This is a genomic window from Cryobacterium sp. SO2 (assembly GCF_026151165.2).
Classification (GTDB): Bacteria; Actinomycetota; Actinomycetes; order Actinomycetales; family Microbacteriaceae; genus Cryobacterium.
Map to the genome: position 1 here is coordinate 598,476 of NZ_CP117849.1, position 14,705 is coordinate 613,180.

Here is a 14,705-nt window from a genome sequence, read left to right on the forward strand (position 1 = left end):
TTCGACTAACCGCCGAGCGCCGCTGGCAGCACCACAAGCGCGTTGAACACCACATGCGCCACGATCGCGCCGCCTAAGCGCCCGGTCACCGCGGTTAGTGCGCCGGCTCCCAGGCCGAAGAGAAGCGTGGACACACCGATCACCACGGTGGCCGTGATGGAGCTGGTATCGATCACATGCAGGAGCGCGAATGTGACCGCGCTCACCGCAACTGCGATCCCCACGGCCAGACGGGGACTGGCCCGGTTGGCGGCGGACGCCGATTGCACAGCGCGTTGAACCAGGCCGCGGAAAAATAGTTCTTCTATATAGGGCGACACCACAACGGGGGCCAAGATCACCGCAAAGACCCACCAGAGGTCGTGCGCCGGTGCATCCAAGGCGCCTCCTGAGGATCCCATCCGACCGTAACCGGCGATCTCCACGACCGTGGCCAGCACCCGGGCCACCACTCCAAGGGTGAGTCCCCAAAGCAGATCCAATGGTTGAAACGCGAAGCGGACCCCGCGCAGCCCCGGCCGCGCGCCCACCGCGAAACAGAAAGTTAACACGGTTCCGAGCAGCGGCAGCCATACCACTAGGTAGCTCAGCAGCACGGCCTGCTGCTGGTCCGCGAACACACCCCGCCGGTACAGCTCATTCAGCAATACCACCAGTAGAACGGTGCTCACCAGGCCGACAGCAGCAATCCCCAGCCCGGGGCGAGGCCCGGAGACGCGGTCGGCGGCAGATGTCATGAAGCCCAAACTAGCGGTTCGGAGGGGTTGCGCTTCGGGCATTTCGGTGGATGGACCACTACTGAAATGTGGGAGCATGGCTGAGGGGCGCACAGATCCGGCCTCGAGACGATGGCAAAGCACTAAGGAAAGGCCGCTGAGTGGAACTTCGCGACTACATTCGTATCCTGCGCAAGAGCTGGGTCCTGATAGTCCTTCTTGCTCTTGTCAGTGTCGGTGTAGCCGCCGCGTATTCGCTCACGCAGACCCCGCAATTCAGTGCCACGGCGAAGGTCTTTGTCTCCACCCAGTCCACCGGATCGACGTCTGATCTCGCCCAGGGCAACAACTTCACCGTTCAGCGAGTTAAGACGTACGCCGATCTGGTTGCAACGCCCATTGTGCTACTGCCGGTTATCGGGACCTTGGAACTCGGTATCACGTCCGATCAGCTGAGTGTCCGTGTCAGCGCATCAGCTCCCGTCGATACATCGATCATCGATATCAACGTCACGGACACAGACCCGGTGCGTGCGGCAGACACCGCTAACGCCATCTCCCAGAGCCTGACCGCCGTTGTCGAGGAGATCGAGACCCCACTCACTGAAGATGCAATCTCTCCGGTCAAGCTCACCCGCGCGCAAGAGGCCACCGTGCCGTCGGCACCCGTCAGCCCCAACGTTCCGCTCAATATCGCCTTGGGAGCCCTCATCGGCCTCGCGCTCGGCGTTGGGCTAGCTGTGTTGCGCGAGACACTCGAGACCCGCATTCGCAACGAGCATGACGTGGAAGGCGTGACTGACGTCGCGATCCTCGGCGGCATCGTCTTCGACCCCAAGGCGCAAGACCGGCCCCTCATCGTGCACGTCGACCCGCGCAGCCCCCGCGCCGAGTCCTTCCGCACCCTGCGCACCAACCTGCAGTTCCTCGACGTGGGCCGCACCGACCGCAGCTTCGTCATCACCTCGTCAATCGAGAGTGAAGGCAAGAGCACCACTGGTGCCAACCTGGCCATCGCCCTCGCCGACGCCGGCTCGAAAGTACTGCTAATCGACGCCGACCTGCGCCGCCCCAAGGTTGCCGACTACATGGGCGTCGAGGGGGCCGTGGGCCTCACCGATGTGCTCATCGGCCGCGCCGAACTCGATGACGTTATCCAGCCCTGGGGCCGCGCGCAGCTGTTCGTGCTGCCGGCCGGGCACGTGCCGCCCAACCCGAGCGAGCTGCTTGGCTCCGCGCGCATGAGCCACTTCATCGGTGAGTTCAACCGCATGTTCGACGTGGTCATCTACGACACCCCGCCGCTGCTGCCCGTCACCGACGCGGCGATCCTGGCCAAGAACGTTGGCGGCGCCATCATCGTCGTGGCCGCCGGCCGCACCCAGAAGAACCAGCTCAAGGGCGCCATCTCGTCGCTGCAGAATGTCGGCGCACCCATCTCCGGTCTTGTTCTCACTATGCTGCCCACCAAGGGGCCCGACGCTTACGGCTACAACCGGTATGGGTATGGCTATGGCTATGGCTACGGTGATGAAGCCACCTCCGACGAACCCACCCGCCGCGAGCGTGCCCAGCAGGCAAAGCGGGCCAGGATAAAGAAGTCCAAGTCGTGACCGAGCCGGGTGCGGCACCGTTTACGATTCTCGTGGTCTGCACCGGCAACATCTGCCGGTCTCCCGTCGCCGAGCGTCTGCTCCGTGCCCAAACTGCCGCTCTGGGTCTGCCCGTCTTGGTGCACAGTGCCGGCACTCAGTCGATGGTGGGTCATGACATGACGCCCGAGGCGGCCCAGCTCGCGCAGCACTACGGTGCCGACTCGCTTGGTCATCGGTCGAAGCAGCTCACCGAGCAGCAGATCCGAGACGCCGACCTCATCCTCACGGCCACTCGAGAGCACCGCAGCAAGGTCGTCTCGCTGTACCCCCGTGCCGCCCGCTACACCTACACCATCAACCAAGTCGCCAGGCTCCTGCCCGCGGCGGTCGAGTCGCTTGCTGATCCCGACGGGTTGTCCACCACGTTGGTCGAGCTTGCCGAGACCCCGCGACCCGATTTCGCAACGCAACTCCGCGCCCTGGTAGCCGAGGTCGCAGCGACCCGAGGCTTCTCTCCACCCCCGGCTCTCCCCGAGGACGACGACATCGAGGACCCCTACCGCCAGTCCACCGCGGTGTACGCGCGCGTGGGCGCCGTCCTCAACGCAACAGTCACCCAAATCACCGAAGCCTTCGCCGCAGCAACGAGGACCTACTAACCAATGTCCCGTCCCCGTCGTTACGCGCCCCGCGATTCGTCGCGCCGCCGCATGTGGGTCTACCTCGGCGTCTTGGTTTTCGTGCTCATCGACGTGCTCCTGATTTCCTGGGCCCTGGGCTCCCGCACCGCTGGCACGCCCGCCACGACCGCCGGTCCGATCCCCACTTTCACGCCCGAGACAAGCCAGACGCCCACTCCGACGGCTGCTGCTGCGGCAGTCGCAATCCCGCCCACTCGGCTTCTGTCGGCGTTGGACGACACCACGGCCTGGCGTGCCAGCACGGGTGAGTGCCCCACCGCCACCGCCACTCCCGAGCTCACCACCGACGCCGGCGAAACTTGGCAGACCACTGACGCCACCGCGGACGTGCAGGTCACCGCGCCGCTCAGCCTCGCTGTCTTGTCTGACACTCTCGTCGAGATGGTCGGTTTGGCTGAGGCCGACTGTGCCCCGCAGTTCGTCCGGTCCTTTGTCGCAGGTGACGAGTACGCCAATTACCCTGATCTGTTGGCCGACCAGTGGTATGTCGATCCGGCCGATCGAGCCACGGTGCATACCCCCGCCGGGGAGGTGGCCGCGCCCTGTGACTCGGTGGTGAGCATCGCAGCAAGAAGCGATGATGACAGCTCTGCCGCCATCGTGTGTGCGGATACAAGCGTTCTTTCCACCACGGATTCGGGTGCCACTTGGAGTGACCCTCTGAAACATCTCGGAATAGTTAGTTTGGCTGATACCGATTTGGGGTACGTTATAGCAACGGTCGGTCTCCCGGATTGCGCGGGAGTGCAGTTGACCGTGCTGTCGGGCGAACCTGTTGACGGTAGCCCGTCAGGGTGCCTCCTGGTCAACATGCCCGCGGAGGCGTTGCAGGGCAATGTAGCAATGTCTGACGGCGGCGGCTCGCTGTGGATCTGGGCCGGCGACGCCGTCATGCGATCCACAGATCAAGGAACATCGTGGCAGTGACGCCGGTGCCACGCGGGGGAACATGGGCAAGTTAGCAGCGGAGGGAGTGTCTGTCAACGCTAAGAGCGTAGGCAGAGACTGGCGCGGGGTTTACGCTGGTCGGCTCGTGATCACCGACCTCCTCGTTCTCATCTGGGTCGTTTTCGGGGTGCAGATCGCCTGGTTCGGCATGTCGGCGGCGAATGTGGGCGTCGGCAGCAACCGCACTGTGGTCGCAGTGAGCTACACATTGATTTCGGTGAGCATCATCTTGAGCTGGATGCTCATGCTCGGCATCTTCGGCACCCGTGGCTACCGCGTTCTCGGCACCGGTCCACAGGAATATCGTCAGGTCGCGGATGCGACCGTACGGCTGTTTGGGCTTGTCGCCATTGTTGCATTCCTCCTGAAAATCGACTTCGCCCGGGGCTACATTCTCATCGCGTTTCCCCTCGGTTTGGCCGTGCTCGTGTTTTCTCGCTGGATTTGGCGCATCTGGCTCGGCGCCAAACGTGCCGACGGTCAGTACTGCTCGCGGGTTTTGCTCGTAGGCTCACGGGTCTCCACTGCGCACCTGGCGGGCGAACTCGCCCGCAACCCGGCCGCGGGCTACCTGGTTGTCGGCGCTTGCGTTCCGAACAGCGTGGGCACAGACCCCTTGCCAGGTTTGGACATTCCCGTTTTCGGCGACGTGGACAACGTGCAAGAGGCGATGACAGCTGTGGGCGCCGACACTGTTGTCGTCGCCAGTAGTGGCGAGCTGTCACCTCAGCAAATGCGGGAGTTGAGCTGGCGCCTTGAGCCCGGAAGACAGCATCTTGTTGTTGCTCCTAGCCTCACCGATATCGGTGGCCCCCGCATCCACACCCGGCCCGTTGCTGGGCTGCCCCTCATCCACGTTGAGGTACCGCGCTACGAGGGGCGACGCCAGTTTGCCAAGCGTGCCTTCGATCTTGTCGGATCTGCCCTGTTCATCCTGGTTCTTTCGCCGGTACTGGCCGCGATTGCGATCGCGGTGAAACTAACTACCCCGGGTCCCATCTTGTTTCAGCAGGAGCGGGTGGGCATCAACGGTGACAAGTTCAGGATGATCAAGTTCCGCTCGATGGTGACGGGCGCAGAGAATCAGTTGGCCGCATTGCATGGTATGGATCGCAACGCGGGAAACTCCGTGATGTTCAAGATGCGAAACGACCCTCGGATCACTCCCCTCGGGGGTTTTCTGCGCAGGTTCAGCCTGGACGAACTGCCACAACTCTTCAACGTCTTTGCCGGGACGATGTCTCTCGTCGGCCCCCGCCCGTCGCTGTCGACAGAGGTTGACGAATACGAAACCTACGTTCACCGACGTTTTCTGGTGAAGCCAGGCATCACAGGTCTCTGGCAGGTGAGCGGCCGGTCCAACCTCTCTTGGGCAGACAGTGTGCGCCTCGACCTCTTCTACGTCGAGAACTGGTCGATCACCGGAGACATATCAATTCTCTGGCGCACCACGCGGGCCGTCTTGGCTCGCGACGGCGCGTACTAACCAATCGCCCGCCACATCCGTACCGCGAACCACAGCTACAGAGATCCTGAAAGGCCCCTCATGAGTACCAGCATCGAGAATGAAGCCAGGGGCGCCAGCGAGCAGGCTCATGTCACGCAGTGGGTCGGACCGGTGGAGTTCGTATCCAGCGATTCGCTGCGGGCCGTTCATCAGATTCTTGACCTCGTGCACGATGGACGAGGGGTGCACGTTCACTTGGCGAACGCGTACACCGTGTCACTGGCCGATACCTCACCTGAATATAGGAGTGTCCTCGCCGCACCGGCGATCAATTTCCCTGATGGAAAGCCCATCGGCTGGACTTCGGCCCTTCGCGGCCACTCACCCGCGCTGCGGCAGGTCCGCGGGCCTCAGCTGTTCCTGGATGTCTTTGATGCGGGGCGGGCCCACGGAATCAAGCACTTCCTGCTGGGGTCCACACCCGAGGTGCTCGCCTCTCTGCAGCTGGTGCTCGCCGACCGTTTCCCCGGCGTGCAAATCGTCGGCGTCGAAAGTCCACCCTTTCGCCCCCTCTCCCCCGAAGAACTGGCCGCGCAAGACTCCCGCATCCGCGACACGGCGGCAGACATCGTTTGGGTCGGCCTGGGCACCCCCAAACAGGATGTGGAGGCTCAGCGTCTCGCGGGCAGCCTGCCAATCGTTGCGGTAGCGATCGGGGCCGCGTTTGACTTCGCCGCTGGCACCATTCGCCCCGCCCCGGCCTGGGTGACAGCGATTGGCTTCGAATGGGCCTACCGTTTTGCGCGTGAGCCAAGGCGGCTATGGAAACGATACGTATTCGGAAACGCACGTTTCGTCAAGACGGCTCTACTTTCGAAGCCGCGCCCAGCGCCCACCTCGACGAAAATTCGCGGATGAAGGTAGCTGTCGTCCACAGTTACTACTCCTCACGCCAATCCAGTGGCGAGAACGTTGTTGTGGATGCACAGGTGGCTGCGATGCGCGAGTTCGGCCTAGACGTCGAAGTGATAGCGGCAAGAACCGACGACCTCGAGCAGGCACCCGGCTACGCCTCGCGAGCCGCGCTACGGGTCGCCACGGGCCGCGGGGGATCGCCTCTCGAGCAGATTGAAGCCATTAATCCAGACGTGGTCCACGTGCACAACCTCTTCCCCAACTGGGGAACACAATGGCTGTCCAAGTGGGAGCGACCGATTGTGGCGACAGTGCACAATTTTCGGCCGGTTTGCGCCGCAGGCACCCTTTTTCGCGACGGCAAAGTGTGCACTGCCTGCCCAGATTCAAGTGCATTGAGGGCCATCCAACATGCGTGCTACCGCGGGTCACGGGTGGCGACCCTTCCCCTGGCCGTCAAGAGTCGAGGCGGAGTCTCGGGCGATCGCTTGCTCAGCAGAGCTGACAGGGTCATTCTGCTGACAGCCCGCGCGCGTGGCCTGTACGAGGGATTCGGACTTGAACCCCAGAAAATTGAGGTGATTCCGAACTTCGTGCGGGACTTGGGCGCCGTCACGGAGGCGCCGGGTCGACCGGGGTGGGCGTACACGGGCAGGCTGTCGGCTGAAAAGGGGATTCTCAACCTGGTCAGACATTGGCCGGCCATGGAGTCACTTGACGTCTACGGGGATGGACCACTTCGCGGCGAACTGGAAGTCCTGGCAAAAGCACATGGCAAGGTGACAATTCACGGCTCCATCAGTCACTCGGAAGTCCCCCAGGCGCTCGCGAACGCGCGTGGACTCGTCTTCCCAAGCGAATGCCCGGAGGGAGGCGTTCCACAGTCTTATGTCGAAGCGCTGTCGGCGGGGCGCATGGTCGTTGCCTTGGGCGGCAGCAGCGCTGCAGATGACCTCATTGAGGCCGGCGCCGGTGTCGTCTTTGCCACCTGGGATGAGCTCGGCCAGGCACTCGACGAGGCCTTTCAGAACGTTGGCATCTTCAGTCGTCGTGCGAGGGAACACTACTTGGCGAATTATCGGGCCAGCACGTTTCTCGAGCGCATGGCTGCCCTCTACGACACGATGGTCGATCAATCCAGGTCATCGCATGCCTAGGGTAGTGATCCTGCAGGAGTACATTCCCGAATACAGAGTCGCGTTCTTTGAGACGCTTCAGGCTCTGTGCGCCGCCGAGGGCATCGCTCTCACCGTTGCATCCGGCAGAGCCAACGCTGACCAGGCACTGCGGGGAGATGGGGCTAGCCTCACCGTTGCCGAGCCGATACTGCAGCGCGAATGGTTGATTCTGGGCCGCAGGGTGGTACTGCGAAAGACACGGGAGGTCCTTGAGGGTGCCGATCTCGTCATTATGGAGCAGGCGCGTCGAAATGCCGATGCTTACCGCCTCTTGCTGCCACGACGTCCCGGCTCGCTCAAAATCGCGCTCTGGGGGCATGGACGTGACTACACCCGACCCACCAAAGTGTGGGATCGGACCCTGCAGCGGCTGCTGACAACACGGGCAGCCTGGTTCTTCGCATACACGCAAGGTGGGGCAGATGCCGTTGCCGCGCAGGGAGTCAACCGTGCGAAGATCACTGTTGTGCAGAATTCCATTGATACCGCCGCTCTCCGGGCGAGCATCGATGGCGTGTCCGCCGTAATGATGGACGAGTTCAATCGGCGGCACAATCTTCGCGGCCGGACTGCCTTATTCGTCGGAGCCCTGGACGAGTCCAAACGGCTTTCCTTCTTGGTCGATGCAGCCCGACTCTGCTACAGCGCGAACCCAGATTTTCGACTTTTGGTGGCCGGCGACGGCCCGCTGCGGTCCTGGCTCGAGGGCCAAGCGAATACGTTCCCGTGGCTCGGTTACCTAGGGGCGCTGACGGGGGACAGTAAGGCGCTTGCCCTGGCGTCCTCTCAAGTGCTTGCTATGCCCGGCCGGGTGGGTCTCGTCGCGGTCGATAGTTTCAGCGCCCAAATCCCGATCGTCACGACAAATTGGCAGTGGCACGCACCTGAATTTGAGTATCTGATCGATGGAACCAACGCTGTCGTCTCCGTGGACTCGACGGAGGAATACTCTGGGGCTCTCTCGCGCGTACTCGACGACCCGGCGTTGCTCCTCCAATTGGGAGCGGGCTGCGCCCGATCCAGCGAAGAGGTAACGATAGACGCGATGGCGATGAATTTCCTCGGCGGGATTCGTGGCGCGCTGGGCGCCGGTCGAGCATGAGTTTTTCCGTGATCATGGCCTGCCACAATCGCAGGCCCCTAACAATCAATGCCATCCGACGGGCGAAGGCGTCCGCCGATGCCGCAGGAGTCGTCGTTCGGTTCACGGTGTTCGACGACGGCTCGACCGACGGCACGGCACAGGCACTCGCGCAGGAGCCCTCTGAGATCGCCGTTGTCCAGGGCGACGGCACCGCCTTCTGGGCGCGAGGAATGGCTGCGGCCGAGGAGGCCGCCCTGGCGGCGGGCAGCGCGAGCGACAGTGAAACGCTGGTGTGGCTCAACGACGACGTGGTCTTGGATCTAGATGCGTTCACTCGCTTGAAGACAGTCTTGGAAAAGCATCCAGACTCGATTGTGGCCGGCGCGATGCGGGAACCGGCAACAGCGGGCGTGAGTTATTCGGGACTGAATAGAAGTGGGCTCCACCCGTTGCGGTTCGAGCGGGTGCAGCCCGCCGACTCCGTACAGGGGGTCGACACCTTCAACGGCAATCTCGTTGCTGTGCCAGCGCAGGTAGCACACCGTCTGACCGGTATCGATGGCGGTTTCTCGCATGCCTTGGCAGACATTGACTACGGTTTGAGGGCATCCCGTCTCGGAATACCCGTGCTGCTCGCTGCGGGCACTTTCGGCGAATGCGCAGCGAACCAACCCGCTCCGATTCGCGGTGTCATCGAAGAGTGGCGTGCATTTACCGGGTACAAAGGCGGAGGGAACTTCGCCTCTCTAAAGCGAATCCTGCAACGTAGCAACAGAAGATCTTGGAGCTTGATAATCGCAGTCACCTACGCCCTGTGGTGGGCGCGTCGCCTTGGCAGAACTCCCCAAGGAAAGGCGTAGCCACATGAGAACTCTCTTGCGGCCTTGGGCGAGAAGATTCCGGGCTGCCTTGATGTCGGCTCGGCTGGTGGCCCTCCGCCGACAAGGCATTTCCGGCGCCCAGGGGATGCTGGTCTTCGGCCGAACTCACCTCTTCGTGGCCAGGGGGAGCACAATCGAGATCGGCCGAAACGTTGTGCTAAACGCAGACATGCGTCGCAACACCTTGGAAGCACGGGGTCCGGTCGTTCTTCGCACACTCAACGCCAACGCGGTCATCAGAATCGGTGACGATACGGGTCTCACCAGTGCCACGGTGAGTTCGGCGCAGCAAATCTCCATCGGTGCCCGAGTCTTGATTGGAGCGGGCGTCCTCATAACCGATTCCGACCATCACGTCGTTCTACCCCCGTCCACAGTCTCCCGGCGATACCTTGGTCCTCCCACTCCGCGCGAGTCGGATCGAGTCCTCATCGAGAATGACGTATTCCTGGGTGCGCGAAGCATCGTGCTCAAGGGCGTGACGATCGGTGAAGGATCGGTGATCGGTGCCGGTTCCGTAGTCGCGTCGAGTATTCCGCCGTGGTCGATCGCGGCCGGCAACCCATGCCGTGTCATTGGAACGAGTCAGAATTGAAGCTCCACATTGCTCTGTGCGGACCGGCGACGCTTTCGCTGCTGCAACCGTACGTCACGGCTCCCATCGAAACTGCCGGATATCCGTTCCCACTGATTCCGACCTTGGCTATTGAGTATCTCGAACTCGGGCACACGGTGTCTGTGGTCACAACCGCCACTGACATTCGTGACGCGCAAGAATTCCGCGGAGAACGGCTTACTGTGATTGTGGTGCCGTCGCGGTCGAGGGCGAGGGATCGGGTCGCTGACCTGTTCTCTCGAGAGCGCAAAGGTGTTCGCGATGCCCTGCGCCGTCTTGCCCCGGATATTGTCCATGCGCACTGGACCTACGAGTTCGCTCTCGGTGCGCAAGCCGCGGCGGTTGCACCGGTCCTGGTCACGGCGCACGATGCGCCGCTGACCATATTGCGGCATATGCGGGACGGGTACCGCGCGGTGCGGGCGGTCATGGCATATCTGGCACGGGTGAGGATTCACAATCTCACCGCGGTCTCACCTTACTTGGCGAAAAAATGGAGCCAAGAAATGGTTTATCGCCGGACGATCCCTGTTATCCCCAACCCGACCCCCGAACTAGAGCTTGGTACCCGCCTCGCGGGCCCCAAGGATGACGTGGTTCTTGAGGTCGCCGATGGTTCCCCGCTAAAGAATGTCCAGGCACTCATGCGGGCGTTTTTTCTGGTGAGAGAGGTCAAGCCCGAGGTAAAGCTCCACCTTGTCGGTCCGGGACTCGATGGCCGTGGGGCGATGAAGGCCTGGGCGCAGGAGAACGGTCTTGATGCTGGCGTCGTGTTCCTCGGCGTGCTGGATCGCCACGCGATCGCCACGGAATACGCGAACGCGACCGTGTTCTGTCACGCATCTCTCGAAGAGTCCCAAGGTTTGTGTCTACTCGAGGCGATGAGCGCACGCGTGCCCATCGTTGCTGGCGCGGACTCTGGCGGTGTGGCTTGGACTCTTTTCGAGGGCAAGGCCGGCACTCTCGTTGACGTGCGTGATCCCCGAGCGATCTCGATGGCCATAACCGCACTCTTGTCGGATCCGGTGGCGGCTGCTCAGCAAGGCCTAGACGCTGAGGCGCTGATGAGGAGCCGATTCTCACCCGGCGTTGTAGCCGCTCAGTACCTCACGGAATATCGACGACTCATCGACGCCCCACGAGTGAAAGGTGAAGCGAGATGACGAGATGGTCGGTCCCGCGTTTGATCAGCCACCGAGGAGCCGGGCTGGGAAACGAAGTCTTCCCCTGGGCAAAGGCATACCTCGGCGCGCGCGCACTGGGGTTGCGTCATGTGAATCCGCCGTGGCGCATCAACACCCGCCGATACGACCGTGAGCTCAACTCAGGACACACTCCCGCCTCTGCGCGATACCTCGCGCTGCGGGCGTTGCCCAAGTTCGACGTATCTCAGGAATCTCTCGCCGCGATAAACCAATCTGACTACTTTGACGCGATGCTCAAGCTGGGCCCTATCATTGAGGCTCGACGTGCTCCTGTTCTGCTTCATTCCACTGGGATGCAGGGCGGCTATCTGGGCATACGACGAGCCCGACCGTTTCTCCAACGCGAGATCCTCGGAGCAGCTGGTGCGCTGTCGGCCTCGGAAGAGTTGCAGTCTGCTCAGGAACCATGTGTTCGAATCGGTGTCCACATTCGTGGCGGCGATTTCACGCAGGCCAGCACGGTGACCGCAAACGCATTCAACGAGAGGCTCCCACTCGATTGGTATGTCGACATGGCCTCCTCTCTGACTGATGCTCTGGCGGTGCCTGCGCAGGTATATCTCGCCACCGACGCCCCCTCGGCGTCGCTCAACGACGCCTTCACAATCGATGGTCGGCGCCCCCTGTCCATCGCTTCCGACTCGGTTGGCGACCTAGCCGTCCTTTCGAGCTGTGACATCGTGATCTCGAGCGTGAGCAGCTTTTCCATGCTGGCGATCTTTCTGAGCGATGCGCCGTACGTCTGGCATCGGGAGCAGCTCGGCGAGCGGTCTGGATGGCTCAGCATTTGGGGCCACGAAGCTGAGGAAATGGGAGGCGGGAAGACTGCGACATCTGTTCGGGCCCAAGCCGAGGACAAGCAGGTTCGGGTACGGCGCGGAATCGCGCAGGGGCAGTCGCCCGTTTGGCCCGCGGAACAGATCAGCGGGCTGGAATCACGGGCGCGGTCGCGTCGTCTGTCAGACGACCTTATCTACTACGGCGTGTCGGAGCCGTCGAGTTGATGACCACCACCTTCGATGTCGCCAGACGTGGCGCGGGCTGGACGCTGACCGCGCAAGTAGTCGTCGGCCTCGGGCAGATTGTCTATTCCGGTTTCACCGCGCGAATATTCACGCCCGCAGAATTCGGAGGATTCGCTGCCGCGTTGAGCTTGCAGGGCATCCTCATGCTGTTGGCCAATACGGGACTGCCGTCCGTCGTCATGAAAGAACGCGAATTGTCGAAGCGCGACGTCGGCCGAGTTCGCATTTATGGCCTCGTTGGGGGGCTCATGGCTGCGGCAGGGTATCTTCTGGTCAGCCCAGTTTGGCTGGTGGCTCTGAACGCACCCAGCGGCACAGAATTTGTACCCTTGCTCGCTGTCGCATTGGTGCTGGCACCGATCGCCTCGATTGAGTCCGCCATGCTCCGTCGAGAAGGTCGCCCCTTCGCGGATTCAATGGTGATCGTCGCCGCGTTTGTCGTTCCATCGGTCGCGGGGGTGTGCGTTGCCTACACCTGGCGAGAGGCTTGGGCCCTCGCCCTGGTGACGGCCCTCTACCCCGTCACCTTGGGCGTCGGAGCAGCCCTCTCGAGGCGGGTCCGATACACCAGCAGCGGAGGGAGCGCGCAACGGACGCTTTTGTCGTTCGCCACGACGGTGAGCGCGCAGAACCTCGTCTTCCTCGTACTCGGACAACTGCCTGGCTGGGCAGTCAGCGCGGTGCTCGGTTCGGCCAGCTTGGGACACTACTCGCGAGCGGGCACGCTGGCGGGAATCCCGAGCACGTCCCTCGCGGGAGCTCTCAGCCGGGCTGTTCAACCGCATTGGCGCAAACTTGTCGATGAACAAACCACAGCCAAAGCAATTCGAGACACGGCGATTCTGACCTCAAGTTTGGCGCTGCCGATGTTCGCCACCCTGGTGGTGCTCGGGCCCAGCCTCACGACGGTCTGGCTCGGCCCAGGTTGGGAAGAAGCCGCGCAAATCGTCCCGTGGTTGGCCGCCAGCTATGGCCTCCAAGTCCCGTTCACCGTCCTGGCAAACAGTCTTGAAATGCGCGGGCATTTCGGTCCAGTTCGTGCCGCCCAGCTGGGATTGGGTGCCGGCCTGTCTGTTGGCCTGGCCTTCTTCCTCCTGACCGAAAACGTGCAGGTGGCCGCCGCAGCCACTGTGCTCTCGCAAGGATGCGGGCTCCTGGCACTTTTGCTGGCAATGGCCAGAACGAGCTTCGTTGCACGGCGGAGGCTTCTGTCTGCGGTGGTAGTGCCATTAGCGTGGGCAGCCCTCATCGGTGTGGTCGGCCTCGGCGGCGTCACCGCCGCTCAGACCTTGGGATTGTCCATCGCCGGCAGTTCAGACGTCGCGTCGGTGCTCGTAGGCGGGCTTGCCGCTGCCCTCGTGTGGCTGGCCACCATCCGCTGGCAGCCCGTTAGCCGTGTCCTTGCTGAGCGGGGAATCCGGCTCCCAACGCCACTCCGATCCGCGGCAACGCGCTGACTCGACGCCCACAGAAAACATTGGGGAATTGCAAGTGCAAAGTTACATAATCGGCTTGGACCCTGGATATAGGGGCGCACCCCTCGAATCCCAGATCGAGAGCATAGGAGCCTCAAGCGTGCGAGTTGCGGGCGTGCGTGTGGCCGACCTGCCTGGGCCGCTGGAAGACTACGCAGATCAAGCCAGTGCCGAGATTTTGCTGCGGCGCCGATTGACGCCGGGGGAGGTCGGGTGTGCTCTAGCGCACCGGGCGGCCTGCCAGAAGTTCCTCGACGACGGCGAGCCAATGGCGATGGTCTTTGAAGACGACGCCCGGATCATGATTCCATTCGAGCCGGACGTTCTCGGTCGACACTTGAACGTCGCAGAGCCGCGGGTCATCATGCTGTTCACCTGGCAAATTGGACTGGTCGCGAGCGGTCTCGCCTCAGCACCTTCAGACTCGATCCCACTCTGGCATGCCAGCACGACGCCGCTCGGGGCCGCCGGATATATGCTCAACCGAGCCGCCGCGGAGGTGTTACTTGAAGACGGCCGGCGAATATCTTCCATCGCCGATTGGCCAGCTGGCCCCGCGAGCAAGATCCAGTTCCTGTTTTCCTATCCCTGGCTAGTCGAGCCCGCCCCCGATGCCATTTCGACGCTTAACGTAGACAGGGTCAGCGGGGACCAGATCGACGCTGGATCTGCGCGCACAAAGCTCATGCGTCATCTGCGGGCACTTCTCCACATCACCTGGCTTCGGCATCGTCGTGCTTACGGCGACTACCGGACCTATCGGTACCACGAATTCACCCGTCTGATCCTTCCCTGGGTCGCGAGCGTTAGTCCCGAGCACATCGTCCCTGGGGATAGGCGAAGCCCCCTGTCGCATCCGACGCGCCGGCTTGCCGCGAGGTTACGCTAGGTCAAGGCCAAACACGAGCGATATGCCGCG

Annotated in this window: 14 protein-coding genes; 13 read left to right on the forward strand and 1 reads right to left on the reverse strand. The window is 62.6% G+C overall.

All coding sequences use genetic code 11. The features are described 5' to 3' along the window. Window positions 1-5: 5 nt before the first annotated feature. On the reverse strand, window positions 6-737 hold the full coding sequence (locus BJQ94_RS02735; protein ID WP_265398053.1) for a CPBP family intramembrane glutamic endopeptidase: 732 nt from the start codon (window positions 735-737) through the stop codon (window positions 6-8). A 140-nt stretch (window positions 738-877) separates the two neighbouring features. Between BJQ94_RS02735 and BJQ94_RS02740 the strand changes: the two genes are divergently transcribed. From BJQ94_RS02740 to BJQ94_RS02800, 13 genes are all read left to right on the forward strand, one after another. Then, on the forward strand, window positions 878-2,329 hold the full coding sequence (locus BJQ94_RS02740) for a polysaccharide biosynthesis tyrosine autokinase (RefSeq protein WP_265398052.1): 1,452 nt from the start codon (window positions 878-880) through the stop codon (window positions 2,327-2,329). Beyond that, complete coding sequence (locus BJQ94_RS02745) at window positions 2,326-2,970, forward strand: low molecular weight phosphatase family protein (RefSeq protein WP_275875546.1); 645 nt, start codon at window positions 2,326-2,328, stop codon at window positions 2,968-2,970. Before BJQ94_RS02740 ends, BJQ94_RS02745 begins: the two co-directional genes overlap by 4 nt. A 51-nt stretch (window positions 2,971-3,021) precedes the next feature. Then, a complete protein-coding gene (locus BJQ94_RS02750; RefSeq protein WP_265398051.1) occupies window positions 3,022-3,939 on the forward strand; it encodes a hypothetical protein in 918 nt (305 codons plus the stop codon). A 106-nt stretch (window positions 3,940-4,045) separates the two neighbouring features. Further along, complete coding sequence (locus tag BJQ94_RS02755; protein WP_265398050.1) at window positions 4,046-5,446, forward strand: sugar transferase; 1,401 nt, start codon at window positions 4,046-4,048, stop codon at window positions 5,444-5,446. A 60-nt stretch (window positions 5,447-5,506) separates the two neighbouring features. Beyond that, a complete protein-coding gene (locus BJQ94_RS02760) occupies window positions 5,507-6,325 on the forward strand; it encodes a WecB/TagA/CpsF family glycosyltransferase (RefSeq protein ID WP_265398049.1) in 819 nt (272 codons plus the stop codon). Then, window positions 6,322-7,479 (forward strand): glycosyltransferase family 4 protein, encoded by a 1,158-nt coding sequence (locus tag BJQ94_RS02765; protein ID WP_265398048.1) that lies wholly within the window; start codon window positions 6,322-6,324, stop codon window positions 7,477-7,479. The genes BJQ94_RS02760 and BJQ94_RS02765 overlap by 4 nt, the downstream gene beginning before the upstream one ends. A 4-nt stretch (window positions 7,480-7,483) precedes the next feature. Beyond that, window positions 7,484-8,602, forward strand: a complete 1,119-nt coding sequence (locus BJQ94_RS02770; RefSeq protein ID WP_265398047.1) for a glycosyltransferase family 4 protein — start codon at window positions 7,484-7,486, stop codon at window positions 8,600-8,602. Next, window positions 8,599-9,444, forward strand: coding sequence for a glycosyltransferase (locus tag BJQ94_RS02775; RefSeq protein WP_265398046.1), 846 nt, complete (start codon window positions 8,599-8,601; stop codon window positions 9,442-9,444). Before BJQ94_RS02770 ends, BJQ94_RS02775 begins: the two co-directional genes overlap by 4 nt. A gap of 190 nt (window positions 9,445-9,634) precedes the next feature. Beyond that, window positions 9,635-10,060 carry an acyltransferase gene (locus BJQ94_RS02780; protein ID WP_265398059.1) on the forward strand — a complete coding sequence of 142 codons (426 nt, stop codon included), beginning with the start codon at window positions 9,635-9,637 and terminating at the stop codon, window positions 10,058-10,060. After that, window positions 10,057-11,244: a glycosyltransferase family 4 protein gene (locus BJQ94_RS02785; protein ID WP_265398045.1), complete on the forward strand. Its 1,188-nt coding sequence runs from the start codon at window positions 10,057-10,059 to the stop codon at window positions 11,242-11,244. The genes BJQ94_RS02780 and BJQ94_RS02785 overlap by 4 nt, the downstream gene beginning before the upstream one ends. Next, window positions 11,241-12,290, forward strand: coding sequence for a hypothetical protein (locus tag BJQ94_RS02790; protein WP_265398044.1), 1,050 nt, complete (start codon window positions 11,241-11,243; stop codon window positions 12,288-12,290). The genes BJQ94_RS02785 and BJQ94_RS02790 overlap by 4 nt, the downstream gene beginning before the upstream one ends. Then, window positions 12,290-13,768: an oligosaccharide flippase family protein gene (locus BJQ94_RS02795; protein ID WP_265398043.1), complete on the forward strand. Its 1,479-nt coding sequence runs from the start codon at window positions 12,290-12,292 to the stop codon at window positions 13,766-13,768. The genes BJQ94_RS02790 and BJQ94_RS02795 overlap by 1 nt, the downstream gene beginning before the upstream one ends. A gap of 34 nt (window positions 13,769-13,802) precedes the next feature. Continuing rightward, a complete protein-coding gene (locus BJQ94_RS02800) occupies window positions 13,803-14,675 on the forward strand; it encodes a glycosyltransferase family 25 protein (protein WP_265398042.1) in 873 nt (290 codons plus the stop codon). Window positions 14,676-14,705 lie beyond the last annotated feature (30 nt).

Coding starts and splice junctions, on each gene's coding strand:
- BJQ94_RS02765 (WP_265398048.1), top strand. CDS start 6,322: ATGAAGGTAGCTGTCGTCCACAGTTACTACTCCTCACGCCAATCCAGT.
- BJQ94_RS02795 (WP_265398043.1), top strand. CDS start 12,290: ATGACCACCACCTTCGATGTCGCCAGACGTGGCGCGGGCTGGACGCTG.
- BJQ94_RS02760 (WP_265398049.1), top strand. CDS start 5,507: ATGAGTACCAGCATCGAGAATGAAGCCAGGGGCGCCAGCGAGCAGGCT.
- BJQ94_RS02790 (WP_265398044.1), top strand. CDS start 11,241: ATGACGAGATGGTCGGTCCCGCGTTTGATCAGCCACCGAGGAGCCGGG.
- BJQ94_RS02750 (WP_265398051.1), top strand. CDS start 3,022: ATGTGGGTCTACCTCGGCGTCTTGGTTTTCGTGCTCATCGACGTGCTC.
- BJQ94_RS02735 (WP_265398053.1), bottom strand. CDS start 737: ATGACATCTGCCGCCGACCGCGTCTCCGGGCCTCGCCCCGGGCTGGGG.
- BJQ94_RS02780 (WP_265398059.1), top strand. CDS start 9,635: ATGCGTCGCAACACCTTGGAAGCACGGGGTCCGGTCGTTCTTCGCACA.
- BJQ94_RS02775 (WP_265398046.1), top strand. CDS start 8,599: ATGAGTTTTTCCGTGATCATGGCCTGCCACAATCGCAGGCCCCTAACA.